Below are 25,551 nucleotides of genomic sequence, written 5' to 3' on the forward strand. Positions count from 1 at the left end.
CCAGTTTTCTAGCCTTAGGACTAGTTTTTTACGCCTTTGTGGGGATAAAAACGTGCTAGTTGAATACCCAGAATATATTATACACCGTTACTGGATGCATCAAGCTCTAGAACTATCACAAATGGCGGGTGATGGGGGTGACGTTCCCGTAGGCGCTGTTATTATTGATTCATTTGGGAATTTGATTGCAGAAGGTGAAAATCGCAAAGAACGCGACCAAGATCCAACTGCTCATGCGGAGATTTTAGCGCTCAGGGCAGCTGCTAACAAGTTACAAACTTGGCGTCTCAACCAATGTACTCTCTACGTCACTCTTGAACCTTGTCCGATGTGCGCGGGTGCAATTGTCCAAGCCCGTATTGGACTTCTGGTCTATGGCGTGGATGATCCCAAAACTGGCGCAATTCGTACTGTTGCTAATATCCCCGATAGTGCGGCTTCTAATCATCGCCTGCGTGTCATTGGAGGCATTCTTGAATCCGCTTGCCGTCAGCAGTTACAAGCCTGGTTTGCTCATCGGCGACATCGCCCTCATTAACGGACAGAGGTGAAACTGTCCAATTAGTGCAACACAATTCTAGGAAGAAAATCTACGGTGTATCTAATCCTTGTTTTCATTACATTACTTGTTTAGCCAACAGTCAGCAGCCACCGTCATGATCGAAGTTCAATCTTCTAACCAGACCTGCCACCCAACACTGACCGAAATTCCAGCCAATCCGAAGTTGGTTTCTACTACCTCATGGATTTCTCCCTGGTTGACTCCTGTGGCGTATTTCTTAGGACGCCATCTTTTAACGTCATTTTTTGGGCAGATTAAGATCGTCGGACAAGAAAATATCCCCACAACTGGCCCTGTTCTCCTTGCGCCTACCCATCGGGCGCGTTGGGATTCATTGCTCCTACCCTACGCTACTGGTCGTGGCATCACGGGCCGAGACTTGCGATTTATGGTAACAATTACTGAATGCCAAGGTTTGCAAGGTTGGTTTGTTCGACGCTTAGGAGGGTTTCCTGTAGATCCCCAACGCCCATCAATATCCACTCTCCGCCATACAGTTGAATTACTTCAGCGTGGAGAAATGTTAGTCATTTATCCTGAAGGTGGCATTTTTCGCGATCGTGAAGTTCACACTCTCAAGCCAGGAATTGCTCGTTTAGCTTTGACTGCTGAATCTAGCTATCCAGGACTGGGAGTGAAAATTCTGCCTATTGGTATTAATTACAGCGATCCTTATCCGCATTGGGGTAGTGATGTTAGCATTCACATCGGCTCTGCTATCAAGGTTGCAGATTATGCTCATGGTAATGTGAAACAAGATGCCAAATGCTTGACAGCTGATTTAGCAAAAGCACTTCAAAATTTAAGCTGTTATGATGAATCGACAATTACGACTCACACATTTGCAGAAATGCCAAATTCGTAATTTGTTAGTAGTTAGTAGTTAGTAGTTGGTTTTTTACCACTAACCACTATCCACTAACCAATAACTAAATTCCTAAAGTTAATTCCCAGCTATTTATTTTCCCTATATCTTGTGGTGCGTAGTCAATAACCCATAACTGCCAACGTCCTTTGGCTGGTAAAGATAATAACTGCGCCAGTACTGGATGCGATCGCACTGTGTAAGTTGCTTGTAATTCGCTGCGACGACCTAAGATGCGACTCTGCAATAAAACTAGGTGATTGTTAGGGGCAATTAAATAAATTTCTAAATCACCTAAAAATTCATGGGTAATGTTGACACTCACCTGAATATCTTTGACTAGGCTAGATTCAGATATGGCGATCGCGCTTTTTATGCCTTGTGGGTCATTATCTGGTATTGATGTTTTGCTATTGTTCCCTCCTCCTATTTGCCCATTTGTAGAAAGTGTGCTAGGACGCAGCTTTTGGGCTGCTTGTACTGCCCGCAGGGCATTCACTTTCCCATAACCAAACCACTGGGAATGGCCATTCTCATCATAAGTACCATAACGCCTACCCAATTGGAGGTCGGGTTCAAGGTCAACAATCTTATCAGCAGTTTCTTCTAAGATGCGTTTGACTTGTTTTGCTGTTAAATCGGGATTCACCGACAAAACTAGTGCTGCTACGCCTGCAACTACAGGAGTAGCACTAGAAGTCCCACCAAAGTTACTGGTAAAATCGCCTGGTTCGTAGCCAGCAGCCCCTACTTGGTCGGTGGTAAACATGCCTCGTCCAGATAGGGCTGTGGCGATCGCTGGTTGGGTATATACATAACCCTCCTGTTGGAACCACATTCCCGGTGGGGCATTGTTACTAGGCGCACAAACAGAAATGTTCGCTCCCCAATTGCTGTAGGCAGCTTTTTTATTCAAACTGGTGGAAGCAGCAACCGCGATCGCATCTGGGTGAACAGCAAAACCACTTAGCCATTTAGTATCGCCTTTTACTAAGTTTTTCTGCCATCCCTGTTCATTCACGCTACCGCTCACCGGACGGTTAGCATTGCCTGCGGCAAACAGGATAATGCAACCTTTGCCATTACGTCCTTTAGTAGCAGCGCGAGTGATGGCGGCGCGTTGGCGCAAGGAAAGAGGGAAGTAAATTGCCGATGCTCCCCAACTGCATGAAATTATACTCGCTCCCTTTTCGATCGCCCAGTTGAAAATCTCTTCTATTGATTCATCATCTAAAAATCCCGTGCTACGAATCGGCATTAAAGCACAACCAGGAGCAACCCCAGCAATTCCCGTACCATTTTCTTCTGCTACGGCTATTCCCGCACAAGCTGTACCGTGGCTGGCTTCTTTTTCGTTAGGTAAGGGCAAAAAATCATTTTCTTTTAAATCTCTGGGGGCAACAATTTTGCCGCTACCTTGAAAATCTGGATGATTTAAATCAAAGGAATCATCTACTACCGCTACCACAACAGAACGAACGCCGCGAGTGATATTCCAAGCCTGTTCGGCCGCAATATGAGAACCATTAGCTAATTGATTGCCGCCGTTGTGGTTGAGATACCATTGCTGGGGATAAAGGGGGTCACGGGGTTGGTAATAGGGTTGTTGATGCACAACGATGTTTGGTTCGGCAACTACAATCTCTGGGAATGAAATCAACTGGTTAGCGATCTTAATTGGGTTTGCTTGTGCTTGTTCACTGACTAGGAAAACAAAAGTGTTGGGGAGGCTGGGAATTGGTTTAGATAGCACTAAGCCAAAGGTGGCGGCAATGGAGTTAATTTTGGCAGCGTCTACCCAGGATGCAAATTGAATTGTAATTTGGTCGCTAAGATAAACTCTCGTGGCAGGACTATCTTTGATTTGGTAAACGTGACTGGCAAATGCCACATTGTTAGAGTCCCGTGCCTCAGTCATGGCTGACTCCAGCTGCGTAGGTGCAACAGTGAATAATGCTAGTTGGGCGTTGGGAATACTGCGACGCCAACTGCCCCAGTTCACTTGGGATAATTGTTGGGGTGAAAGGTCATCAGTGGGACGGACGGTGAAGCGATCGCTCACTTTTTCCAAGATCAACTCTTCACCACCGCGTTGTAAAATTAGTCCTTGGCTGTTTGCTGATATACCCGTGGCAGGAAAATCAGAGGAATTTAGGCGATCGTTCATAGCAGTGATTTAAGCTACTGTAAGGAAGCGATGGGAACATGATTTCACCGATTATCAGTCTAGATCGGAGAAACTAAGTATGTGGCTTTGTTTTGTCAAAGTCCTAAACAGAGTTAAGATACCCGAAGTTTCCATTCTTTTTTATTGAGTTGTTGCATAAATTTATCCCATGAAGTCAGTAGCCAATGTTCCCTTGATTCGCTTCACATTCTTATCAGTCATAGCAACCCTGAGCTTGCTATCACCAGTTCATGCTCAACAACCACAGATATTCAATAGTCCCAACCAAGCACAACCTATTGATCCCAACAACCCCAACAACTTGCGTCCAACAGTTCAAAATAACAGTCTTTTAAGCGTTGATGGCGGTAAGCGTTTAATGACGGAGGCAGGCCAAGCTGTCAATTCCCAAAACTATGAGGTAGCTGCGAAAAAACTCCAAGAAGCAAGACAGGTTTTTAATCAGCTATCTAATTTTTATCAAGAACTGAATTCTAGCTTTTCTGGAATTGATAATAGAGTTGCCGATTCCCAGCGCAAAATGGCACTAGAAACTGCTCAAATGCGGGATGAAGCCACTTATCAGCTAGCACTTGTACATCGAGCCCAAAATAAACCAGAATTAGCAGTGCCGTTGCTAGTTCAAATTATTAAAAGTCAAAACCCAACGCGACCGCTAGGTCAGAAAGCTTACCAACAATTACAAGAACTGGGCTTTGTCAATGCCCCCAATCCCACAGGGGGAAATAGTAACTCTTCTTCATCCCAGAAATAATTAAAAAAACTATATCTATTATCAATTTCTTCAATAGACCGCCGCCAGCAGGTGAGCGGGCTTTTGAGTGTCTAATGATAGGATGGGACTATACACAATTATGGCGTTGCTGAATCATGGGATGATTTCGCCCCAATTTGGGACGAATTTTCAATGGTTTCAACCGCCAATTCATCCCGCATTTATGCAACGCCACAATTACTTTCCACCTTGAACACTTATATTATCCGTTGAGGTCGGTAATGGGTAATTGGTAATGGGAAGAAAACCTACTAGCCGCATCGAGCAGTGAAACATAAACTGATTAAACGGATACGATATAAAAAGTGCATTTATACTCAATCTTGCTGAACCTGCAAGTTGACCAATGTAATTTATAATTGCGTAATTATTGATAATAATAGAAAAGAAGTTTTGTAGGAATTGCGATGATTAGTCCGCAACAGATTGAGGAGATGATCAAGGCGGAACTGCCAGACGCGCAAGTTCAGGTGCAAGACTTGACTGGTGGCGGCGACCACTATCAAGTGACAGTAGTTTCATCGCAGTTCGCAGGCAAAGGACTGGTGCAACAACACCAGTTAATCTACGGTGCTTTGCAGCAAGCGATGTCCAGCGAAGCTATCCATGCCTTGGCACTAAAAACCTATACACCCGAAGCTTTTGCTAATAATAGTCTATAGTCAAGAGTCAAGAGTCAAAAGTCCAAAACTCTTGACCCTTGACCCTTGACCCTTGACTAAATTTAAAGAGTAGGAAACACAAAAACTATGACACCAGAACTCAAAGAGCGAATTGATAATTTAGTCAACACAAACAAGATTTTGGTTTTTATGAAGGGAACCAAATTAATGCCCATGTGTGGCTTCTCCAATAATGTAGTGCAGATTTTGAATACATTGGGAGTTCCCTTCGAGACAGTTAATATTCTGGATGACTCAGAACTCCGTCAGGGAATTAAAGAGTATTCTAACTGGCCGACAATTCCCCAAGTGTATATCAATGGGCAATTCGTTGGCGGTTCAGACATCATGATTGAACTTTATCAAAAAGGCGAATTGCAGCAAATGGTAGAAGTTGCCCTAGCTTCTTAGCCCTTTGTCCTTTGTCATTTGTCCTTGGTTGTTCGTTGTTTGTTGTTTGTTCCAATCAACCACTGTACGGGCAGTTTAGCCATGATATTCGTAAGTATTGTGAGTCAAACCTGCCCCTACTAACAACCAATGACTAATGACAAAATAACCAAAAATCCCCTCTGCCGAAATGTCCAAACGTCACAGAGGGGATGTTTTTTAGTAATTTACAAATTTCACGCCGCTGCCGTGATTGACTCGGGTGGATAACGTGCTATAATTATCTGCGTCGATCAGGCGTGAGCATCAGTGACTATTTCATAGTCATCTATAATAATCTGGCTCCGGCTCGGTTTGTGTCATTGTGAAATTCGATACATCGTACAAGTAGCGGGTAGCTTCCTCCTCTAAGCGATGAATCAAATATGGCTCAATGGCGTTACCATGTCGCAGCGCGGCTAGATAACCATCCAAATACATCCGCATATCATCAGTGCGATAACCGCGATTCCACAACTCGACGAAGGCGTCGGTTAGTCTTTGGTAATAGCGGATGGTTTGCGTGTCTTGGAGCATACTGCTGTAAAAATCTCTTTGGAATGAGAATTGTAAATTATCCAAGCTGAAATGTGAAGTACATTTCAGTTTGACACCAATTTAAAATCCCTATCTTCTGCTGTGGGGAATACCCGCTAGCAGCTACAGTCTGATTCGATCCTATTCCAGAAAAGCAGGAATTTGATGAGTCGGTAAGTTATTGTTATATTTAGGTCTGCAAACAGCACCTCTGCACTGTACTAATGTGCCTATCAGATTTTTTTGGGGAATAGTATCTGCTTTCACTATGCGGACAAAGTATGCCCTTGGCAGTAAAAAATTGCCGTAGTGATTGTTTTTTGGTAAAAGACACCCTTGTGGAAGCAAAAGACTTAACTAGAAAAAGTTTCAGTAATTATAACAAAAATTTAAAAATAGTACTAATTCGGCTTTGGATAAGACTTTGGGTTAAATGACTTGTTAGGTTTTGCATGAGAAAATTAAAAATTAATGGCAATTGAAGTAACAAGGGTTACAAAACCTAGGATAGAGGCTTTGTTACTTTGAAAGTCATGCACGCTAAGGGGTCTTGCCACCGTGGGTTCGGTTTGTATTGAAATCGTAGAGGGAAATCCCCATCTGAGGTCGTTGCTTGGCTGGCACTTGCAACAACTGGACTATCGGGTGCATCAAGCTGCAAGTATTTACCAGGCAAGGGAAGTTTTTTTAAGCCACCAGCCAACACTAGTAATCTTAGATGCAGACTTGCCTGATGGAGATGGCATTGAATTTTGCCGATGGTTGCATCGCCAACAGCAGCCATTAATTTTAATGCTATCTGCTCGCAGTAATGAAGCTGATATTGTTGCTGGTTTGAAAGCGGGGGCGGATGACTACCTCTGTAAACCATTTGGGATGCAGGAGTTTTTAGCGCGGGTAGAGGCGCTAATTCGGCGTAACCGTACACCCGTTGCCCCAGCTTATTTGGATTATGGAACCTTGCAAATTGATTTAGTGCAGCGCCGTGTCCGCTTTCAAGGAGAGTTTATTGACTTAACGCCCCAAGAATTCAGTTTGCTGTATGTTTTAGCACAAGCAGGAGGAGTACCTTTAACTAGATCGGAATTACTACGTCGTGCTTGGCCCGATGCGATTGATAACCCTCGCACCATTGATACTCACGTTTTATCGCTGCGAAAGAAAGTAGAACTCGATCCGCGACAACCTAGCTTAATTCAAACAATTCGTAACGTGGGATATCGGTTTAATATGGAAATTTTGAATTCTAATTTGGCACAGTCACCAGCAAAATTAACGACAGAAAGATTCAACAATCAACGTTCAACGATTAGTACTCAAAGATAGATAGTTACTGGATAGTGGATAGTAGATAGTGGATAGTGGTAAAAAATCAACTACTAACTACTAACTACTAACTACTAACTACTAACTACTAACTACTAACTACTAACTACTAACTACTAACTACTAACTACTAACTACTAACTACTAACTAAATCCATTCTTCAGCAGTTTGTGCTTCTGCTTGCACCAAGCTTTCTTTTAATTTAAGCCAATCTACGTCAGAGGCTTTTTGATTTGCCAGCAGGCGTCCTTGTTGCAAGTGCAACAGTCGCGTGCAATACATTTCAGCTATGTCTAGCTGGTGATTTACCATTAGAATCGTAGTCTGATGACTTTGAGCCAACTGAGTAATGACTGCCATAACATGGGAAGCAGTACCAGCATCAAGGGCAGAGGTTGGTTCGTCTAATAATAAAATCGATGGTTGGATGACTAATGCACGTGCGATCGCCACTAATTGGCGCTGTCCAAGAGAAAGTTGCACTTCCGTTCTTCCCAACCAATCATCGGGTATGTGTAGCTGTTCTATCCAATTACTAATTCTTTGCTGAATAGTTTGTTTGGGCAAACTACGCAAAACTAGAGGGTATGCCAAAGCATCTTTTACTGTCATTCCCAATAATTTCGACTCTTGGGGAACGAGTGTGACACAGGCGCGTAACTGCAAAACAGGGATTTGACTGTACTCCTGATTTTCCAGATAAATTTTGCCGCTAGTGGGTTCACTCAAACGGTTGAGGAGGCGTAGTAAGTAAGTTTTTCCAGCACCCGACGGGCCGACAACGGCAAGGCGATCGCCCTCAAATACCTCAAAAGAAATACCCTGTAATATCGGGTACCCTTGCAGGTTTCCTTGCAAACTTGTATATAGACTAACTTTTTCTAGTCTGAGTTTTGGTTGCGGGGAAGTTTCCAAATTAACCTTTAGTAAATTCCGATTAAGCTTTTTAATTCACATCAGGCATAAATTACTAAATTTTAGGCACGGCAAGATGCCTACCCTACAGGCATATAATACTCCAGAGCTACGAAATTTTGCTTCTCTACATCACTTTTAGGTGAAGCTTTAACTCAAATTACCCTGCGTTAAGGCTGTGGCAATTGTCCAGCCATCCACCAACAACAGCAACAGCGTAAAACAAAGTAAAATTAAATACATCCAAGGTTGAGCTAAAGGATAGACATCGCTAGTATCAATGCCAGTCTTTTCTTGCACCAATTTTACCAACCGGGAAAAACCCGCAACACGCATCGGCAATAAATAAGCTTTTCCCTCGTGAGTCAGAAAATAGTAAACTAATCCTCCTTGTCCAGTGGTACGAGGTTTTAAGTGTTTCACATCTGACCAAGGTAACGACCAACCTTTACGAAAAAAACGCGGTACCCAGTTGGGATAAGCTACCTGAATTCCTTGATCGTCTACAATTACACGTTCTGTTAACGCTGCATACAGGGCAACTAAACCAATACCAATTCCTAGCCAAAATAGTGTTGGTGGTATGGGTGCATTTGTTACTTTAACTAAAAAAGGTAAAGGTACTGTGAGTGCTACATATAGACTCAAAAGTGTGAGCCGAATTAAAGGAGATAGGCGAAAAATAGAAATAGAAGGTGAGGTATTGACTGAGTTGGTGGTCACAGCTTTACCATAATTCTTAACTCTAACTATATTAAAGCTCTCGTCCAGTGACAGTAGAAATATTCTGGATTTTTAATTGGCGATCGCACTCTTATCATTCTATTAAAGATACACTCTTGCACCGTAAGCTCAAGAGCCGATCTTGCTAAAATCACTAAAACAACCGCCAACTATTACATTTAGTTGGTCTGTTGTTGACCAAGTTTGCTAGCTGAGGTAAAAATTGATGAATCCTCAACCTGAAGAAGACTTACAGCAACGCCTCCGAAAACTAGAGGCAGAAATTAATTCCTCTTCTGGGAAAACACCCCAATCACAACGAATAGAGCAACCCTCTCAGTCTGGTTTTCCAAGTACAAATCCGCAACTACAGCGATTTTTAGGTTGGTTCAACACCCTGTCTGGAACGGGAAAGCTGGTGTTTGTAAGTGTAGGAGTTTTATTAAGCTTTGCTGTGTTGCAAGCAGTGTTCAGACTAGTAGCTTCTGCGATTAGTTTGGCATTCTTGGCAGGACTAGTGTACTTTGGATACAAATTTATTTTATCTAGAGCTTCACAACGCAAGCGATAGCATATCTTAACACGTCGGCACAGGCGAATATATTAAAGTTCAAGGGAAATATGCGATGGCAACCCCAATTGTGAGGAGAAGTAGCGATCAACCTAGTTCCAGTCAGTCAAATGAACCGGGAAAACTCAACTCACTGCCTCTAGTAACTAGGCGTATTGCTGCTTGGGCAACAGAAATGACACTGGTAGTTGTCAGTGGGTTGATTCCTTACAGTCTTGGCACGTATCTGAATACTAGAAGTGATTTGAACCGAGTACCATTAAACCCCGTATTAATAGTAACAGAAAGAGAAATCGCCCGCCCCTTAGCTCTACCTGTTAGCTATGGCACTCGAAACGTCGCATGGCCGACAAATTTTTTATGGACAGTAGCCATACTAGCGCCTCTGACACTCTCTGGTTGGCAATTGCTTCTACTCGCCAAAACAGGTAGCACCTTTCCCAAACGCTGGTTTGGGGTTCGGGTTGTCAACTCTCAAGGCCAGCCGCCTGGTTTGGGAGCAGTTTTGATGCGAGAAGTAATTGGTCGTTGGACTTTGCCCTTGTCTGTGGCTTACACACTCTGGCGCTACAGCCCAGCCTTTCCTAACTTGGGTGTTTTGACAGTCTTGGCTGGTTTGATGATACTGACAGAAGGGACGGGCTTTTCATCACCAAAAGGGCGACGGGCCTTGCATGACCGTTTGGCAGGTACTTACGCCATAGATGCGACTAAACCGTTTAAACCTTCACAACTGCGAGAAAAAAAGCCGGAACAATCGCAGTGGAACGAAGAAGGAGATGAAGATGCAGCGATCGCATCTGTTGTGATCACACCATCACAAACCACTCAACCACCTTCAAATCTGTGGAGGCGATTGCCGCTAAATCCAAGTATGGCGCTGCTTGGGTTAGCACTGTTGAGTATGGCTGGTGTATTAATAACTTTAGTCGGTACTCAAGTCTACATTCAAACTCAGCAAAATCGACGGGCATTAGAGCAGCGTAACAGCCAACAATTCCTCACACTCGTCCAACAATTAAGTCCCAACTCTGGCGCTAGCAATGAAGAACGCCGCAGTGCCATTTTGGCTATGGGTACTCTCAACGATCCACAGGCAACTCAATATCTTGTGGATCTGCTGGCTAAAGAAACTGACCCCAGCTTAGTAGGTACAATTGAGCAGGCTTTAGCAAATATCGGTCTCCCAGCCCTACCCGATTTAAAAAGTATGAATCAGTCTCTGGCTGGCGATTTGGAGTCTATAGGCACTAACCCATCTCCAGAGAGGGAATTGCGACAAAAGCGGTTGCAAAATAACCAACGGGTAATTAATAAGATTATTGAGGTCAATAGTGGTAAACTCAACAATTTTGATCTCAGCCGCGTCCAATTGTCTCAAAGCGTTTCCAAAGAACGTCCTTTATTCAACTTAGTATTAGAAAAAGTTGATTTATCGGGAGTCAATTTTAAAGGCGCGAATCTATCCTTTGCTAGTTTTAAGGGTAGCAGTTTCCGGGGAGTCGGTGAAGATGGACGGTGGGATACCTTTGACGATCAGATAGCAGATTTGAGCGGCGCTCAGATCAAACAAGCCAATCTCAACGATACTAATCTCAGTCGCGTTTTAATGGTTCGCACAGACTTGAGCCGCGCTACCCTCAAAGGGGCCAACTTAGCCAATGCACGTCTGGTTAATGCTAACCTCAGCAGCGCTCAGTTAATGGGAACCGATGTGCGCGGTGCCATCTTAGAAAATGCTAGCTTGACTGGGGCAGATTTAAGTGAAGCTATATTTAACGATGCTAACTTGTATGCTGCTCGCTTAGGACGCGTAATTGCGATCGCCACCCAATTGTCCTTTGCCAACTTAAGCAAAACTGATTGGCAAGGGGCAGACCTATCAGGAGCAAATTTAGCTCGTGCAGATCTAAGCAATGCTAACCTGAGTGCAACTCGCATGACAAATGCGAATTTGAACTCTGCCAATTTGGAGGGTGCGAACTTCCGTAATGCCGACCTCAGCCTTGCAGATTTACGGGGAGCAAATTTGACAGGCACTGATTTTCAAGGGACTATTTTCTTCCCCGCCAAACAAGATCCTGCCGATCAATTTGTCCAAACACCAACACTAGGTTCACAATCTGCTGTAGTCAAAGGAGCTGATTTTAGCCAAACGAAAAATTTAGATGCCAAACAATTGGCTTACATTTGTACTCAAGGTGGTATCCATCCCCGTTGTCCCTAAGATTGAGTGGGGAGATGGGGAGAGTGGGAGAGGGGGAGAGTGGAAGAATAACTACCATCAACTACTAACCACTAACTACTAACCACTAACTACTAACCAACAACCAACAACCAACAACCAACAACCAACAAAATTATGGTGTGAGGAGAGTCAGGAATGAAGCGTCTAAAGTATTTAGTCTCAGTACTTTTGGCTAGTTCACTTTTGAGTTTGACCCAATTTACCCAACCAGCAGATGCTCAAGCAGCATATGGTAGCTATGTTGGTATTGGCCCAGCAATTGGTTTTGCTGATGGTGGTCAACTCGGAGGCGTTGTTGCCTTTCGTTACAAACTTCTAGAATCACCAATTTCTTTCCGTGGTCAAGCCTTCTTCGGTAATAATATAGCGCTTGTGCCAACGGTTTCCTACGACTTCCCCCTCAACTGGCAAACTGACACTTACTTGGGAGCTGGGTTTATTTTTGCTGGCGGGGATACACCTTCTCCTGTTGGCAACAAAATCGGCTTTGCCTTACAACCAGGCATTGATTATGTTGTACCTCACAGCAATGCCGTTCTTTTTGGCAACGCGATTATTGGCTTTGACGCCTTGCGTGATGGCGGCACTACTTTTTCTTTGCAAGGTGGTGTTGGTTTGAGATTTTAATAAGTAAGTTGAATATATTATCATCTCACTCCCATGTCTTGGAAGCATGGGATTTTTTAATAAGAGCCAGAGACTCTAATTCTTCCCTGTTAAGAGTTCACTATTCTCCGTTTCCTATTCTCCGATCCCCGATCCCCAATCCCTATTTTCAAGACATAAGGAAAATTGTATTCTTAATTTCCTATTTTCGATTGTGAGGAATTTTAACAGTAAATATTGTTCCAAACCCTACTTCACTTTCTACAGAAATTTCTCCTTGGTGGAGTTCCACGCATTTCTTGACAACTGCTAATCCCAGACCAGTACCAACTATATTTTCCACATTTTGGCATCGATAGAATGGCTCATAAATATTTTGCTGCTCTTGTTGTGGAATACCTATTCCTTCATCTTTAACTTGGAAAATAGTAGCCTCTTGTTCACAATTTACAATTAAGTATATGTTGCCTCCTTGAGGTGAATATTTAATCGCATTTAATAGCAAGTTGCTGAGGATTGAATATAACAGCTTTTCATCTATTTGTGTACGAAAAAACCGACCATTTTTGATAAATTTTATTGCAGGTAGTTTTATATGAAAAAGCTGTAAATCTTCTAGTAGATTCAAGCAAAAACTTTCTATATTAATAAATTGAGGATTGAAATCTAATTTCCCTGCTTCTGCTCTAGTTAAAGTCAATAAGTCTGTTATTAGTTGATTCATTAACTTAGCGGAAGATTGAATTCTATATAGATTTTTTAATTGAGTAGAATCAACCAATTCCTGAAGAATTTCTTTTAGTAGTTGAGATGAAAGTAAAATCACACTCAAAGGTGTACGAAATTCATGAGAAATCATTGAAAAAATGTTGGATGCCAGATGAGAAGACTGGATTCAGCGATCGCAAAATTTATCCCACCTTCGCTCAAGCTTTCACAGCAGCTAAGAAACGGGCAGATTTGGAAACTGTTAGTCTGGCGCTCATCCATTTTCTCAACCAATCTTACCAGCCGTGTGATCTTAGCCCCAATGAATATGCGGCTTTGGAAACTTCTATTTTCGACTTTGTTAAACAAGCCAGTAGAACTCAAATGCAAAACTCTTCAACATTGCAAATGGACAGCCGAATTCTGTGTTTTTACAAAAACACGACTAGTCAGATTCAAATCGCTCGAATCTCAAACATGGGCAAATATTGTTTCGAGCAAATTGTCTTTCCCGGAGAAAAAATGTTATTTGAAGCTGTTCCCGAGGCTGAACTAGAAATCCATATGGAGAGCACAACAGGTGGAATATTAGCAAATAAAATTCTTTGCTCCAATCTACAGGTATGCGGATAATGAAAAATATCCTCAATCAAATCCTAAATTCGTTCGATTGTCAAGCAACTGAAGAAGTCGCATCTACGTACTATCGCGGTTCAGGAAGAGCTGCACATCCCCTGTGATAAAAACCAATCTACAGCATTCTGGAGAGCCACAGTTAAGGAAGATTGGGGTAAACCCAATTCTCGTACAGCTTTTGAGGCATCATAGTACATAGTTTGCGTTGCCATACGCACACCATCTAAGGGAACGGATGGCGGTTTGCCAAGCTGGGCAAGGATTTTTTCATCAAACCAGGCAACGCTAAGGGGCAACCAAGCAGGTATACCATTTTTGGGGGCATCCAAACCTGTTATTAGGGCAAGTTCATCAAGTAGTTGTTTCAAGCTAAGGTTTTGGTTTCCCAGGATATATCTTTCCCCAGATCTTCCTCGTTGCAAAGCCAACAAATGTCCCCAAGCCACATCACGCACATCAATAAAATTCAGTCCTGTCTGCATATAAAAAGGCATTTGCCGTCGCAAAAACCGCAGAATTATATCTCCTGTTGGCGTCGGTTTAATATCCCAAGCCCCAATTGGACTGGCAGGATTAACCACAACTACATCCTGACCATTACGAGCTGCTTGCATAGCTTCTTGCTCAGCGAGAAACTTAGACTTTTTATAATGACCGACAAGTTTCTCTAAAGGACTTTGATAAGTTTCATCTACAGCTGTACCAGCCGCACCCACTCCAATCGCAGCAACAGAACTGGTGTAGACAGTCTTTTCAATCCCAGCCTTTTGAGCAGATGTCAGTACGTTGCGCGTACCTAGCACATTATTTTGGTAAAGCGCTTCCCGGTCTTTTTGCCAAAGGGAATAGTGGGCGGCGACATGAAACACGTATTGGCAACCAAGCATCTGTTGCCATAATTCTGGGTCATTTAGATCGCCGTTGACTAACTCCACATCTAAATTTTGCAGGTTGTCTAGTCGGCTAGAAGCACGTACCAAGGCTCTGACGGTGTATCCTTCTTGCAAGAGCAACCGCACCAAGTTAGCACCAACAAAACCAGTTCCACCCGTAACAAATACACACATTAATTTACCCCCCCATCACCCCATCTCCCCTTCTTCTGAAAGCGGGGAAACCAGTCATCCAAATAGGTGTACACCACTGGCACAACAATCAAACTCAGCACAGTGGAACTAACCAACCCGCCAGCAATAGCCACAGCCATTGGCGATCGCAATTCCGAACCTGCACCCAAGCCCAAGGCGATCGGTAGCATTCCTAAAATTGTCGAGGCTGTTGTCATTAAAATTGGTCGCAGACGCACTGGCCCGGCTTTGAGAATTGCCTCTGTACGGTTTAATCCCGACTGACGCAACTGATTTATGCAATCTACTATCAAGATGGCATTTTTGGTAGCTAACCCCAGCAAAAAGACAAAGCCGATCAGCGAGATCATGCCAAAGTCACTCTTGGTGATGACTAATGCTAACATCGCCCCTACTATTGCCAAAGGCAAAGAAATGGCGATTACTATGGGGTCTATCCAACTTCGGAACAGGGAGATCAATACGACGACAATACATAATGCCGATAGAGTCAGAGTAGTGCCGAAACTAGCAAAAACTTCGCTACTCCGTTCAGAGTATCCTCCTAGATCCAAAGAAATATCGGCAGGCAATACAGCTTTAGCTTCGGCTACTAATTTATCCGTAGCATCACCTAAAGGCAAATTCTGACCCAGGTTGGCACGAATATAAACTACTCGTTTATTATTCAAGCGTTCGATTTGAAAAACTGTTTGTTGTGGATTTGTGGCACCTGTAACAGTGACATCAACAAATCCAGGCAATTTTTGAATGCGCTGTTTAATTGTCTCGGCGGCTTTACTCAAAGTATTGATATCATTGCCCCGCAAAGCTACTTCTAGGGGTTTTTGAGCGCCAGAATCGACGAATTGAATATCTTCAACGCTAATGTTAACACCTGGAAGTTGGGGTAAAGAGGAACGGAACTGGTCTTGTAGTTCCGAGGTTGTGATTGTGCGATCGCTTTTTAATTTAACATAGAGCTTGCCTTTATTTATTTCTCCCTCGCGAGAACCCACAATTGTAAAAACAGTTTCTACTTCTGGTGATTTTCTAACTACCTCTTCTATTTTTTTGGCTGCATCAAAAGAATTATTTAAAGGATTGGAAATTGAATACAGGGAACCGAAAGACTCGCTTTCTATGGGACTTGTGAATAAATCATTAGTTAAATTATCTGTTGTTCCTTGCCCTGGTTCTGATAAATTCGGTAAGGGAGTAGTAAAAACTATATTGAATTCACCACGGTCTAGTTTAGGAATAAACCCCTTAGGAACAAGTGGAATTAAAGCTATGCCTGCTACAAAACTTAGCACGGCTAAACCTATGACTATGCTGCGGTGACTCAGTGACCAACTCAGTAAGTTTCGGTAAGATTGGGCAAAATTCGACCATGTTTTTCGTTCTTTGCGTTGGGAACGCGAGGATGGAGGTTTTAACCAATAAATAGCCAAAACAGGCGACAAAGTCCGGGCAATGAGCATGGAAGCTAGCATTGCAGCTGAGACAGTAATACCAAAGGGTTGGAAAAATTGACCAATTACCCCACCCATCAAACCTATCGGTAGAAACACTGCTACTGCTGTAAAGGTTGCTGCCGTAACTGTTAGCCCAATTTCATGAGTGCCTAAAAGGGCAGCTTGGCGGGGATGTTCTCCCTCTTCGACGTGCCGCATGATATTTTCCACATCTACGATCGCGTCGTCAACAATACTGCCAATCACTAAAGCTAAAGCCAATAATGTGATTGTCTCTAGGTTGAAGCCAAATATGGCCATGACGATAAAAGTTGCTAACAAAGATGTGGGTATCGCCAAGGCAGAAATCACAGTCGCCCGCCAATTCCACAAAAAAGGAAAGATAACTAATACCGCTAAAACTATGGCTTCAATCAAAGCATCAATAGTGGCACGGGTAGCGTTACGGATATACTCTGATTGAGTGGCAGCCAGGGTGAGTTTAACATTCGGTAAGGCAGAGCGTAGCTGTTGCGCCTGGTTCTCCACCTCAGAAACCACTTCTAAAGTGTTGGCATCGCCGCGTTTAATTACCTGAACAGCCAGAGCATCTTTGCCGTTGAATCGCACTAATGTTGCGCCCTCTCGGGTGAGAGCAGCAGTTTGATTAGATGCTGGTGGGGGAGAAGATGCAACGGGAGTACCCAAAAGATCTACTCTTAGCACTCCTGGTTGTTGAGCTAAGGCAGGTATAATTTTGTCTTTAGCTAACTTAGCTAAGTCTGTTAAATTTAGCGATGGACTCTCGATTGCATAGCTAATGGCAGCTGACTCGTTCAGTCGGATGGGAATGGTTTTGAAAGTCGAGTCTTCTGGAAGAGAAGCTTGTTTTAACGCTGTTTCTGCTTTTTGTGTAGACTCCTCCAGGTTTGTGCCCACAAAAAAGGAGAGAATAACAACTGTTTGACCAGGATAAGTAGAGGAGCGGATTTTATCAAGTCCTTCCAGAGAGTTGAGACGCTGCTCTATCGGTTGGGTGAGCTTTGCCTCTGTATCCAAAGCTGTTGTCAGTGGGGCTGTAGCATTTACCACCACTACTGGAAAAGTAATATCTGGAAATAAAGCATACTTGAGGGTACTGAAAGCAAGTATTCCCGCCATCATCACGGCAAGCCAAAAACCTACTGTCAGCCGAGGATGCTGAATCGCCAATTTAGAGAGATTGAAGCGCTCCCGTACAGACTGAGAGCGATCAGGCTTTATCATCATGACAGAGAGATTATCGCTTCTTTTCGATTTTAATTTTAATTACACTCCCTTAACAATTTAAATTAAAAGTAGCAATTTAAGTAGTGTCTAATCAAACATCCATCCAAGCTATTCTGGTTTGCCAAGGTGCAGAGTACAAAGCCGTGTGTCGAGGCTTAAGCCGTGTTACTGGTTGTACACCATCAGTTATACCGATACCTGTTGGCACAAAAACGAATTCCATATATTTGCCAAATAGTCAAGATATAAAAAAGATCCTGAATCATCCACAACCAAGAGTATTAGTCATGGGTTTATGTGGCAGCCTCAAACCCAAGTACCGAGTAGGGGATGTTGTGCTGTACAAAGATTGTGTTTATCAAGAAAATACTGGCAATACCTTAGTGCAAAAGTGCGATGCCACTTTCACAGCATCTTTGCAAGAGTACCTCCAAGACAAGATTTCTGTTGTCAGGGCATTGACGAGCGATCGCATAATTTGGTTGAAGAGTGAAAAACGCCTTCTTGGTCAAACGTTAGATACTGATGTTGTAGACATGGAAGGATTTGCTGTCCTAGAGTTTTTCAAATCAACTGGGGTGACGGTGGCGATGGTGCGGGTAGTTAGCGACGGGTGCGATGGCAATATACCTAACCTCAACTTGGCACTCAGCCATGATGGTTCCCTTCAACCTTTGTCCTTTGCTATCGCTATGCTTAAACAACCCATTGCTGCTACTAGGCTGATTCGAGGTAGCTTGAGGGGACTGCAAGTATTGGAGCAAGTTACAACTTTTCTGTTTCAGTAGGGTGAGCATTTTTGGGACTTTCAAATAAAAAAATATCGGCGTTGCTGAATCAGGGTATGAATTGTCATTCTGAACGCAACGCAGTGGAGTGAAGAATCTCGATAGATGCTACTCTGCGAGAAGCCGCTGTCGCGTCTACGTTTCGCTGCGCTACACTCAGCATGACAAAATCAAATTCATACTCAAAATCAGCAACGCCAAAATATCCAATCGTTTTTAGTACAGCTTTGCGTAAAATCGTAGTGTTTTTAAACGCAGAGATGCGCAGAGACAGCGCAGAGGAACGCAGAGTATTTCTAAGGATAATTCGCTACGAATTAATGAAATACTGTACTTAGATAAGAAGGACAAGGGGGAATAAGTTGTGCGGTTGGATGATTTATTTTTTGGAGTTCCCTAAGATATGCGATCGCCCTTTTATGTAGTCTTGAGTAAGTGCGATCGCCCTCAGAAATCCCATTCCTCATAGAAGCAAGTCAAAGAGCTAAAAAACAAGACTTTCGAATCACGCTGAAAACGCCACCAACGATGAGCAATAATACCTCGAAGATCTTCGAGCTGATATGGGAACGCGTAGAGCCAGTATCAAGTATTCAAACAAACACAATATTATAAGTACAGGGAGTATATCAATTGCTCATAATCGCTGTTTCAATACAGTTCTCAGTTCATTCTGCTGTTCGTCAGTTCCAGCAAGCAAAATACCGAGTTTTCCAACCAGAATAGCACCCCAGTTGACTATCACAACACCTGTATTAGTTTGAGGATTAAACTCAATATCACTGAAATCAAGGTTTTCGAGTGAGCAATATCGCGTCTTAAAGTTTTCGCACCTCCAATTAGTGATATTAAGCTTGTTAGCAATACCTGTGGGATATGATGCACCATTAAAGCGTGGATTGCACTCAATTGGCAGATAACGTGTTTGTGTTGCATCTTCCACAACAGCAACATCAAAAGCAAATATCTGTTTCATTCCACGTTGCGCCATCCACTCGGCTATTGATTCAACAGTTTCCCAAGGTTGATGCTCACTGGGATAGCAATTGCCGATATGGGTGCAATCATTAAGTATTTGAGAAGTTATGGCAAGACGTTGAAGTTTTGAAGCCTCAACAGAGTATTGCACATTTAAAAAAGAGCAAGCTACTACTTCCTCCTGGATTTGCAAAGGTATTTCATTGGGAAAGGTTTTTAGAATCAAGGAAAGCTGTTGTGGGTTTTCACATCGGCTAATCCCAACGCCATTAACAGAAATGGCAGTTTTGAAATAACACGGATAGGGAAAATCAGATAAGTCTTTAATCGCAGCTTTGTTTTCAAAACAAAACGTTCGAGGAACGCTAACTCCAAGCTGTTGTGCAAGCTGTATAAAGTTGTTCTTGGAGTTCATAAACTTAACTACGTTAAACCAGTCGCAATCTAGCTTGCGAAACAAGTCTTCGTCACAATCGACTTTGCTTGTAGTGTTGCCAAAAAAGAAAAGGGAAATATCATAGTCAGGATAGTCTTCCAAGATTCTCAGTGAGACATCCCAGATCGCATTTTTGCTATGGCTTAAACCTATGCGTCCATAGTGTTCGGTAATAATATTCCATTGTGATTTTAAATCTGGGTTCAACTGAATAATATCCTCTGGTTCAGTCAAACCAAGCACCCTACCACAATAAAGATGATTCCCTGTCACAGACTCATTGGTGCAGACCATGATGTCATGGTTGAAAATTGTATGGCGAGTCACTTTTTAATCTGTACTGTCAGGTTAACTGAAAACTAGCGAGAAATGATCATTTTAAATTTTATACTCTCACCAGAGGAAAACATAAAAATCTATCTACAGACAGATATTAGGAAACGATATTTGTTTAGAGATACTACTAATACCGATTTAATAAATGTTTACAACACATCTTGATGTAGAGACGCGCCATGGCGCGTCTCTACAATGTCTATTTGTCGCATTATTTTTTCAAAATGGTATAATTTTTTGAAAAATTTGCGTGAATTTATATCTCAATTTATGAACTTTTAAAATGAATTTTATACTCATATCATAAAGAGAAATTAAAAGGATGTATGAAGGGAGTTTTATGCAAAAATTCCGTCTTTTTAAGGCTAGAGTATCGATTCAGTATTCAGAAATTGTCTTTATGGCTCAGACAAGGGAGAGGATGAGGTGGGAACCTTATGAGGATAAGGGGCACTGGGAAGAATATGAAACTGCACTCTCCCCATCACCCCATTCCTTCTTCCCTTATCCTTCTTGTCCTTTTTATGGAAGATTGTAAGATTGAAGTGTGGGATTCTCTTTCAGAAGACCATACCGGAACCACCGAGGTGTTTACGCTGATAGTGCAGCTACTCTTGCTTGGTGTACCTATACCTAATCTTCAGTAACAAAATCATAGAAGCTAAAAGGAAGGTCACGATATTAGCGGAAATGATGGGAATATCGTGAACAGAAAAGCCATATATCAGCCATAAAATAATGCCTGTACATAGAACAATCAGCATACTCCAAGAAAGATCGTGGGCTGATTTCGACTTCCAAGTTTTAATGAGTTGAGGCATATAGGCAATAGTAGTCAGCACTCCTGCTGTTATTCCTAAAGTGGTTGTAAAATTAACTTCCATTTTTGTTTATACCCCGGTTTTTTGGATAATTGATCCTATGCAAGTACCAGAAACCTTTGGTTAAAACTTACCACATTATTGTTGCTAAAGTCATTACAAAAGCTACTCTATCTTTATAGCTAATGCTTTCAGCATGATTTGAAAGAGATAATTTTGGTTGTGTTGCAAAAATTTATGATGGGCTGGTAAAAGTATGATTTGTATCAAATCCCATCAGATGAAATTACTCCGCAATGAATTACTAACGATGAAAAAAAGCTAATTTTTTTTCGAGCCATTGGAGATTAAAAACTTCTTGGTAAATACGATTTTTGATTTGCAAATATCCTTGCTGTTTTACCACTAAACCACTAAGCAGCAGTTCGATTTGCTCGCGACTATCATCAACTGGCACCTCTACATTTTGCAATATTTGCTGATAGATACTTAGCATTCTGCCCGCACATTGCTCATTTCTAAGAATGCGATCGCGAATTGTCCGCAGATGTTCTGGCTCATCTTGTAATTCCCATCGGTCGATAATAGACTCTCGCACTACATTTTCTACCCAGGATGCTTCTGTACCTGGAGATATCATCAGACTAGAATTTGGCATTTTTTCTATAGTTCGGATGACTAACTGACAAAGCTTTTGTGTCAGGAAAGGTTGCCCTCCTGTCCATGCCATAATTTCTGCTAAGACACCTTGGGAATTATTTACTTTTGTTTCAAATCCCTTGGCTAAAATTTCTGCTTCTTCTAGCTTAAACTCTTGCAAATCGATTGCTTGACCTATATTAAAGGGTGTTCTTGTTTTATCTTGGATCAGATCGTCAGGTCTTGCTACCCCAAATAAAGCAAAACAAAGGCGATTGTATGACAAATTCAAAGCTCTTTGGTCATAGCAAAAGCGAATCCAGGCAAAAAAATCATCAACTGCGAAATTTAAACCGAGGATGCTATCTATTTCATCAAAAAAGATCACAATCTGACCCTGAGGAATATTGACAAGCAGTATCTCTTCGATAAACAGACTCAAGCGTTGCAGCATCGAGAGATCCTCATGTTTACGCCACCAGGTGTTAAAATCTACACATTTAACTAGTTTTAGCCCGCTCCAGAGACTAATGATTATTCCCTTGCACCATTGCTGCGAATTAATGTTGTCACTAGCAATTCGCGTCATGTCAATGAAGGCGCAGTGATATCCTTCTTGTTGCAGATTATGGCGCATACGAACAAGCAGCGAAGATTTGCCCATCTGTCGTGAATTGAAGACGTAGCAGTATTGGCCAGCTTTAAGAACGCGATAGACCTCTAAGTCAGCACTACGCAACACGTAGTTGGAGTCACCTGTTCTTAAACAGCCACCAACTTTATAGAAGTATTTACTCATCCCATTGTATGGATGTGATGTAGTAATTTATGAATTGTGCGATCGCCTTAATTTACTAAGGAAATATGCACAAACATTCCTCTGTGCGGCAAAAATCATACAGAATTTTTGCAGCGAACGTACTTACACTTGTGCCTCTGCTCAAGGATCGAAAAGAGAGTATTAGTAATTGAATGAAACAAAAGTGTAGGTTACTTTTCTATTTGATCTAGCCGAGGAGTTTTATCTAACCGAGGAGTTTTATTTACAAAAGTGATAATCGTTTTTATTTTCGCAAATCTCTATAACAAAAGTCAAGCTAGTCGCGTTATCTCTTTGTTTATAGCTCATTTCTAAAACACACCCCTATATGATTACACGATCCAATATTCATGATGAAAACGTATGTTGCCTAGCCCCTAATTCCTATTTTTAGAATAAGCAACTAAGACGAACTAGAGATGAAAGTTTTGTAGGTGGAATTACACGAATGGATAGCTCTGAGTCTGCCGTTATATAAATGCTTACTAAAGTAAATGCGATACAATTCTCGACTAATAGTTATTCCATCCATGTGAAACTTCACCAATCCCATGCTCTCTAATTGATGAGCAACAACTGGTTCTAGGAATATACTGCTTTCTGATGAGAGCAGAACTTCAAGAGCTTCTGTTAAAATCGGGTTTTCTTGCAGATTTGCTAATAGTCGTCGCAAATGAGTGCGATAAATACCCACTTCTGTAGCCGCTTGTTGTAACAGTTCTGATAACGTCACTTCTTGACGGCAAAGGTAATAAAGAGCAATCCGTATCAAAGCCGGATGTCCTCCAACCATTGCCATTAGTTGCTCAGCTTCATTGTTCTGTCGCCAATTAAGTCCATGACGTTCTGCCAATTCCTCTACTTGGGAATGGGTAAACTCTGGTAATTGCAGTGGTAATCCTATATTGCAAGGTGATTGATAGAGATTTAAGGGAATATAAGATTCTGTAGAATAAGTGACGACTAAGCGTAGTTTTTGCCAAGTCTCCTCTTGTTGAGCTTCCTCATGCCAAGAACGCAGCAGGGATAAAAATTCTTGAGCTAATTCAGGGCATTTAAAAATCCGATTTACTTCATTTAATGCCAGAACAACAGGAGTTTCTACAGACTCCAGTAGGTAATTTTTGAAGTATAAGCTACAGCTCACCTTGCTGCCAGTTTCCCGATCCCAGTATTCGTCTAGATTCGGCTCCAGATTCAATTGTACAGAGGCACTCTTGCATAACCACCGCAAGAATTTGTCAAGGTTGCTGAGAATAGCAACATCAACTTGATTGATATCCAAACTCACAATCCGATAACCCAAAGCTTTTGAGCGTGCCAAAACCCTAAACATGAGAGATGTTTTTCCCATTTCTTTAGGTGCTTTTATATGAATGACACATCCTGGTTGGGTAATTTCTCGATAAGCCAATTCTTCAATAGGGGGACGAGGAATGTAATAAATTGAGTCCAATGGCACTGGTCCACTGGGATATTTCAAAACTGCTGCTAGAGGTTGGTAGCAAGTTGAATTTTTGATTAACTTTTGTGTTTGTCGTTCTGATTCAACAATGTAATCTTCGGATGAGTAAATATCTACAGTTTCTTGGTTTTCTAACGCATGGATATATTCAAATGATTTGTTTAAATCATTACTTTTATCTGAGCATGTGTAATCCTCTTTTCTTAAATTGAGGTTAAAGGCACCAAAACAAAATTTCAGAGTACGTTGATCTAGTCCAGTAGTAAGAGACCACAATCGGCTGATAGTTTTGGTAGAAACTTTCATCCGCTCGCTGAGTTCTTCTTGAGTAAAACGTTCTCCATTTTTCTCCTGTATTTCTGCTGATTCAATCGCTGCTTGCAATCGTTTAAGACCTGCGGCAGTTAAAATTACACCACGAATGCGTTTTGATTTTTGATGTTCCATATACCTGTAGATAGATGTTTATCTACTTCAATTGATATATGCAAATCTAGGCAATTAGGAATACGTACACCTTATTGTAACTGGAACTGAGGGTTGCAACGCTTTTTTAAAAATAAACAATATATCATAGCGTTTATTAAGCAACTGAGGTACACCTAAATCTTTTTTACCAAGGTTAGTAGTTTTGAAAACGTACCTCACCAGGTCGGAAACCGCTATAAGTCAGTCAGTTAAGCTATTTAAATGCAATATTCAATTACCTTTTGTAGCGATTAAGACGATAAAATTAATTAAAAATACGATGGCGATCGCCAGATAAATTTTAGTGAAAAGATACTCCTAAAAAGAAGTAAGATTGCAAGCGTTCTTTTCAGTCATGCAGTTAGGGTAGTAAATATATGCAGGCGATCGCGATCGTTGCAAACAAACATACACAACCATTGGGCGTTGCTGAATCATGGGATGATTTCGCCCAATTTGGGACGAATTTTCAATGGTTTCAACCGCCAATTCATCCCGCATTTATGCAACGCCAACCATTGATGTGATGGCACTAATTCTATCTATTTTTGTATCGCCATCAGCACAACAGACGATCGCCCCTCTGCTCGATACGCATCACTTTCTACCACTGATGCAACCTTCGGTTCGCAAAAATCATCAGGAGAGGGCAAAGCAGTGTCCACAATTCGATACCAGCGTTCTTGACTACCGAGAAGTGGTAGTTCAAATTGGAGCGGTTCCCAATAGGCATTGAGAATAATATGCAAATGCTCACCCCGTTCTGGATGGCGCAAGCTGAATGCTAGGCTATGGGAATTGTTCGACCAATCTGGTTGTCCCAATTGCACACCATGCCAAACCAGATGTGGTTCATGACTGCCATAGGTGACGCTGAGGACACGTTCTTGCTCGAATATTTGCAACGACTGGGTAAATTGAATCAGTGCCTTGACAAAGTGCAGTAAATCTGAGTGTTTTTCAACTTTACTCCAGTCAACCCAACTCAGTTCATTATCCTGACAGTAAGCGTTGTTGTTCCCTCGTTGCGTCCGTCGGTTTTCATCCCCCATGAGCAGCATTGGTGTTCCCTGGGAACACAGAAGAATTGTAAAAAAGTTCTTGATCTGTCGCAGACGTAACGCCTCTATTGCCGGATCGTCTGTTTCTCCCTCGACTCCGCAGTTCCAACTGTTGTTGTCGTTGGTTCCGTCGCGGTTGTCTTCACCATTAGCCTCATTGTGCTTATAGTTATGTTCATTTTTTGGTTCAAGAG

24 protein-coding genes and 1 pseudogene are annotated in these 25,551 nt (G+C 42.1%); 12 read left to right on the forward strand and 13 right to left on the reverse strand.

What is annotated here, in order from left to right; genetic code table 11:
• The first annotated feature begins 52 nt into the window (after positions 1-52).
• Entirely contained in the window at positions 53-538 is a 486-nt protein-coding gene (gene tadA, locus HXY43_RS10905; protein WP_290883201.1) for a tRNA adenosine(34) deaminase TadA, read from the forward strand.
• A gap of 118 nt (positions 539-656) precedes the next feature.
• Positions 657-1,427: a 1-acyl-sn-glycerol-3-phosphate acyltransferase gene (locus tag HXY43_RS10910; RefSeq protein ID WP_290883203.1), complete on the forward strand. Its 771-nt coding sequence runs from the start codon at positions 657-659 to the stop codon at positions 1,425-1,427.
• A gap of 64 nt (positions 1,428-1,491) precedes the next feature.
• Here the strand turns inward: HXY43_RS10910 and HXY43_RS10915 are convergent, their stop codons facing one another.
• Entirely contained in the window at positions 1,492-3,594 is a 2,103-nt protein-coding gene (locus tag HXY43_RS10915; protein WP_290883204.1) for a S8 family serine peptidase, read from the reverse strand.
• Positions 3,595-3,763: 169 nt separating this feature from the next.
• Here HXY43_RS10915 and HXY43_RS10920 point away from each other — a divergent pair, with 169 nt between their 5' ends.
• The 3 genes from HXY43_RS10920 to grxD all read left to right on the forward strand — a co-directional run bounded on the left by HXY43_RS10920 (position 3,764) and on the right by grxD (position 5,463).
• On the forward strand, positions 3,764-4,369 hold the full coding sequence (locus tag HXY43_RS10920) for a hypothetical protein (RefSeq protein WP_290883206.1): 606 nt from the start codon (positions 3,764-3,766) through the stop codon (positions 4,367-4,369).
• Positions 4,370-4,797: 428 nt separating this feature from the next.
• Positions 4,798-5,052, forward strand: a complete 255-nt coding sequence (locus HXY43_RS10925) for a BolA family protein (protein ID WP_290883207.1) — start codon at positions 4,798-4,800, stop codon at positions 5,050-5,052.
• A gap of 87 nt (positions 5,053-5,139) precedes the next feature.
• The gene (gene grxD, locus HXY43_RS10930; protein ID WP_026732216.1) at positions 5,140-5,463 is read left to right on the forward strand and encodes a Grx4 family monothiol glutaredoxin; all 324 of its coding nucleotides are present in this window, start codon (positions 5,140-5,142) and stop codon (positions 5,461-5,463) included.
• A gap of 303 nt (positions 5,464-5,766) precedes the next feature.
• On the opposite strand, the gene HXY43_RS10935 is transcribed toward grxD, so the two are convergent.
• Positions 5,767-6,018, reverse strand: coding sequence for a DUF6761 family protein (locus HXY43_RS10935; protein ID WP_026732217.1), 252 nt, complete (start codon positions 6,016-6,018; stop codon positions 5,767-5,769).
• Positions 6,019-6,576: 558 nt separating this feature from the next.
• Here HXY43_RS10935 and HXY43_RS10940 point away from each other — a divergent pair.
• On the forward strand, positions 6,577-7,344 hold the full coding sequence (locus HXY43_RS10940) for a response regulator transcription factor (RefSeq protein ID WP_290883209.1): 768 nt from the start codon (positions 6,577-6,579) through the stop codon (positions 7,342-7,344).
• Positions 7,345-7,492: 148 nt separating this feature from the next.
• Here HXY43_RS10940 and HXY43_RS10945 read toward each other — a convergent pair whose 3' ends face one another.
• Both HXY43_RS10945 and HXY43_RS10950 read right to left on the reverse strand, forming a co-directional pair.
• Positions 7,493-8,260 (reverse strand): ATP-binding cassette domain-containing protein, encoded by a 768-nt coding sequence (locus tag HXY43_RS10945; RefSeq protein ID WP_290883211.1) that lies wholly within the window; start codon positions 8,258-8,260, stop codon positions 7,493-7,495.
• Between the two features lie 150 nt (positions 8,261-8,410).
• The gene (locus HXY43_RS10950) at positions 8,411-8,983 is read right to left on the reverse strand and encodes a hypothetical protein (RefSeq protein WP_290883213.1); all 573 of its coding nucleotides are present in this window, start codon (positions 8,981-8,983) and stop codon (positions 8,411-8,413) included.
• 226 nt (positions 8,984-9,209) lie between these two features.
• Between HXY43_RS10950 and HXY43_RS10955 the strand changes: the two genes are divergently transcribed.
• From HXY43_RS10955 to HXY43_RS10965, 3 genes are all read left to right on the forward strand, one after another.
• Positions 9,210-9,554, forward strand: coding sequence for a hypothetical protein (locus HXY43_RS10955; RefSeq protein WP_026732221.1), 345 nt, complete (start codon positions 9,210-9,212; stop codon positions 9,552-9,554).
• Between the two features lie 55 nt (positions 9,555-9,609).
• Positions 9,610-11,781 carry a pentapeptide repeat-containing protein gene (locus HXY43_RS10960; RefSeq protein WP_290883215.1) on the forward strand — a complete coding sequence of 724 codons (2,172 nt, stop codon included), beginning with the start codon at positions 9,610-9,612 and terminating at the stop codon, positions 11,779-11,781.
• A gap of 156 nt (positions 11,782-11,937) precedes the next feature.
• Positions 11,938-12,429 carry a hypothetical protein gene (locus HXY43_RS10965; RefSeq protein ID WP_026732223.1) on the forward strand — a complete coding sequence of 164 codons (492 nt, stop codon included), beginning with the start codon at positions 11,938-11,940 and terminating at the stop codon, positions 12,427-12,429.
• A gap of 181 nt (positions 12,430-12,610) precedes the next feature.
• Here HXY43_RS10965 and HXY43_RS10970 read toward each other — a convergent pair.
• Positions 12,611-13,276, reverse strand: a pseudogene (locus tag HXY43_RS10970) (sensor histidine kinase); the annotation flags it as partial.
• A gap of 5 nt (positions 13,277-13,281) precedes the next feature.
• On the opposite strand from HXY43_RS10970, the gene HXY43_RS10975 reads away from it, so the two are divergent.
• Positions 13,282-13,749 carry a DUF1830 domain-containing protein gene (locus HXY43_RS10975; protein WP_290883218.1) on the forward strand — a complete coding sequence of 156 codons (468 nt, stop codon included), beginning with the start codon at positions 13,282-13,284 and terminating at the stop codon, positions 13,747-13,749.
• Positions 13,750-13,829: 80 nt separating this feature from the next.
• Here the strand turns inward: HXY43_RS10975 and hpnA are convergent, their stop codons facing one another.
• Both hpnA and HXY43_RS10985 read right to left on the reverse strand, forming a co-directional pair.
• The gene (hpnA, locus tag HXY43_RS10980; RefSeq protein WP_290883220.1) at positions 13,830-14,819 is read right to left on the reverse strand and encodes a hopanoid-associated sugar epimerase; all 990 of its coding nucleotides are present in this window, start codon (positions 14,817-14,819) and stop codon (positions 13,830-13,832) included.
• Positions 14,819-17,542 carry an efflux RND transporter permease subunit gene (locus HXY43_RS10985; protein ID WP_290883249.1) on the reverse strand — a complete coding sequence of 908 codons (2,724 nt, stop codon included), beginning with the start codon at positions 17,540-17,542 and terminating at the stop codon, positions 14,819-14,821. The genes hpnA and HXY43_RS10985 overlap by 1 nt, the downstream gene beginning before the upstream one ends.
• An 86-nt stretch (positions 17,543-17,628) precedes the next feature.
• Here HXY43_RS10985 and HXY43_RS10990 point away from each other — a divergent pair, with 86 nt between their 5' ends.
• Positions 17,629-18,333 (forward strand): nucleoside phosphorylase, encoded by a 705-nt coding sequence (locus HXY43_RS10990; protein ID WP_290883222.1) that lies wholly within the window; start codon positions 17,629-17,631, stop codon positions 18,331-18,333.
• A 637-nt stretch (positions 18,334-18,970) separates the two neighbouring features.
• On the opposite strand, the gene HXY43_RS10995 is transcribed toward HXY43_RS10990, so the two are convergent.
• Positions 18,971-20,074, reverse strand: coding sequence for a hypothetical protein (locus HXY43_RS10995; RefSeq protein ID WP_290883224.1), 1,104 nt, complete (start codon positions 20,072-20,074; stop codon positions 18,971-18,973).
• 446 nt (positions 20,075-20,520) lie between these two features.
• Here HXY43_RS10995 and HXY43_RS11000 point away from each other — a divergent pair, with 446 nt between their 5' ends.
• On the forward strand, positions 20,521-20,730 hold the full coding sequence (locus tag HXY43_RS11000) for a hypothetical protein (RefSeq protein ID WP_290883250.1): 210 nt from the start codon (positions 20,521-20,523) through the stop codon (positions 20,728-20,730).
• On the opposite strand, the gene HXY43_RS11005 is transcribed toward HXY43_RS11000, so the two are convergent.
• From HXY43_RS11005 to HXY43_RS11025, 5 genes are all read right to left on the reverse strand, one after another.
• Positions 20,692-20,967: a SemiSWEET family sugar transporter gene (locus HXY43_RS11005; protein WP_072032372.1), complete on the reverse strand. Its 276-nt coding sequence runs from the start codon at positions 20,965-20,967 to the stop codon at positions 20,692-20,694. The genes HXY43_RS11000 and HXY43_RS11005 overlap by 39 nt on opposite strands.
• Before the next feature lie 241 nt (positions 20,968-21,208).
• A complete protein-coding gene (locus HXY43_RS11010) occupies positions 21,209-22,342 on the reverse strand; it encodes an AAA-like domain-containing protein (RefSeq protein WP_290883225.1) in 1,134 nt (377 codons plus the stop codon).
• Between the two features lie 424 nt (positions 22,343-22,766).
• Positions 22,767-24,275, reverse strand: a complete 1,509-nt coding sequence (locus tag HXY43_RS11015) for an AAA-like domain-containing protein (RefSeq protein ID WP_290883227.1) — start codon at positions 24,273-24,275, stop codon at positions 22,767-22,769.
• Positions 24,276-24,614: 339 nt separating this feature from the next.
• Positions 24,615-24,797, reverse strand: coding sequence for a hypothetical protein (locus HXY43_RS11020; protein WP_290883228.1), 183 nt, complete (start codon positions 24,795-24,797; stop codon positions 24,615-24,617).
• A gap of 41 nt (positions 24,798-24,838) precedes the next feature.
• Positions 24,839-25,357 (reverse strand): hypothetical protein, encoded by a 519-nt coding sequence (locus HXY43_RS11025; protein WP_290883229.1) that lies wholly within the window; start codon positions 25,355-25,357, stop codon positions 24,839-24,841.
• Between the last annotated feature and the right edge of the window lie 194 nt (positions 25,358-25,551).

Source organism: Fischerella sp. (assembly GCF_013388695.1).
Lineage (GTDB): Bacteria > Cyanobacteriota > Cyanobacteriia > Cyanobacteriales > Nostocaceae > PCC9605.

Excerpts from the sequence above, each read along its gene's own strand:
- HXY43_RS10910 (WP_290883203.1), top strand. The coding sequence starts at position 657 with ATGATCGAAGTTCAATCTTCTAACCAGACCTGCCACCCAACACTGACC.
- HXY43_RS10915 (WP_290883204.1), bottom strand. The coding sequence starts at position 3,594 with ATGAACGATCGCCTAAATTCCTCTGATTTTCCTGCCACGGGTATATCA.
- HXY43_RS10920 (WP_290883206.1), top strand. The coding sequence starts at position 3,764 with ATGAAGTCAGTAGCCAATGTTCCCTTGATTCGCTTCACATTCTTATCA.
- HXY43_RS10925 (WP_290883207.1), top strand. The coding sequence starts at position 4,798 with ATGATTAGTCCGCAACAGATTGAGGAGATGATCAAGGCGGAACTGCCA.
- grxD (WP_026732216.1), top strand. The coding sequence starts at position 5,140 with ATGACACCAGAACTCAAAGAGCGAATTGATAATTTAGTCAACACAAAC.
- HXY43_RS10935 (WP_026732217.1), bottom strand. The coding sequence starts at position 6,018 with ATGCTCCAAGACACGCAAACCATCCGCTATTACCAAAGACTAACCGAC.
- HXY43_RS10955 (WP_026732221.1), top strand. The coding sequence starts at position 9,210 with ATGAATCCTCAACCTGAAGAAGACTTACAGCAACGCCTCCGAAAACTA.
- HXY43_RS10960 (WP_290883215.1), top strand. The coding sequence starts at position 9,610 with ATGGCAACCCCAATTGTGAGGAGAAGTAGCGATCAACCTAGTTCCAGT.
- HXY43_RS10965 (WP_026732223.1), top strand. The coding sequence starts at position 11,938 with ATGAAGCGTCTAAAGTATTTAGTCTCAGTACTTTTGGCTAGTTCACTT.
- HXY43_RS10975 (WP_290883218.1), top strand. The coding sequence starts at position 13,282 with ATGCCAGATGAGAAGACTGGATTCAGCGATCGCAAAATTTATCCCACC.
- hpnA (WP_290883220.1), bottom strand. The coding sequence starts at position 14,819 with ATGTGTGTATTTGTTACGGGTGGAACTGGTTTTGTTGGTGCTAACTTG.
- HXY43_RS10985 (WP_290883249.1), bottom strand. The coding sequence starts at position 17,542 with ATGATAAAGCCTGATCGCTCTCAGTCTGTACGGGAGCGCTTCAATCTC.
- HXY43_RS11000 (WP_290883250.1), top strand. The coding sequence starts at position 20,521 with ATGAGGATAAGGGGCACTGGGAAGAATATGAAACTGCACTCTCCCCAT.
- HXY43_RS11005 (WP_072032372.1), bottom strand. The coding sequence starts at position 20,967 with ATGGAAGTTAATTTTACAACCACTTTAGGAATAACAGCAGGAGTGCTG.
- HXY43_RS11010 (WP_290883225.1), bottom strand. The coding sequence starts at position 22,342 with ATGAGTAAATACTTCTATAAAGTTGGTGGCTGTTTAAGAACAGGTGAC.
- HXY43_RS11015 (WP_290883227.1), bottom strand. The coding sequence starts at position 24,275 with ATGGAACATCAAAAATCAAAACGCATTCGTGGTGTAATTTTAACTGCC.
- HXY43_RS11020 (WP_290883228.1), bottom strand. The coding sequence starts at position 24,797 with ATGCGGGATGAATTGGCGGTTGAAACCATTGAAAATTCGTCCCAAATT.
- HXY43_RS11025 (WP_290883229.1), bottom strand. The coding sequence starts at position 25,357 with ATGCTGCTCATGGGGGATGAAAACCGACGGACGCAACGAGGGAACAAC.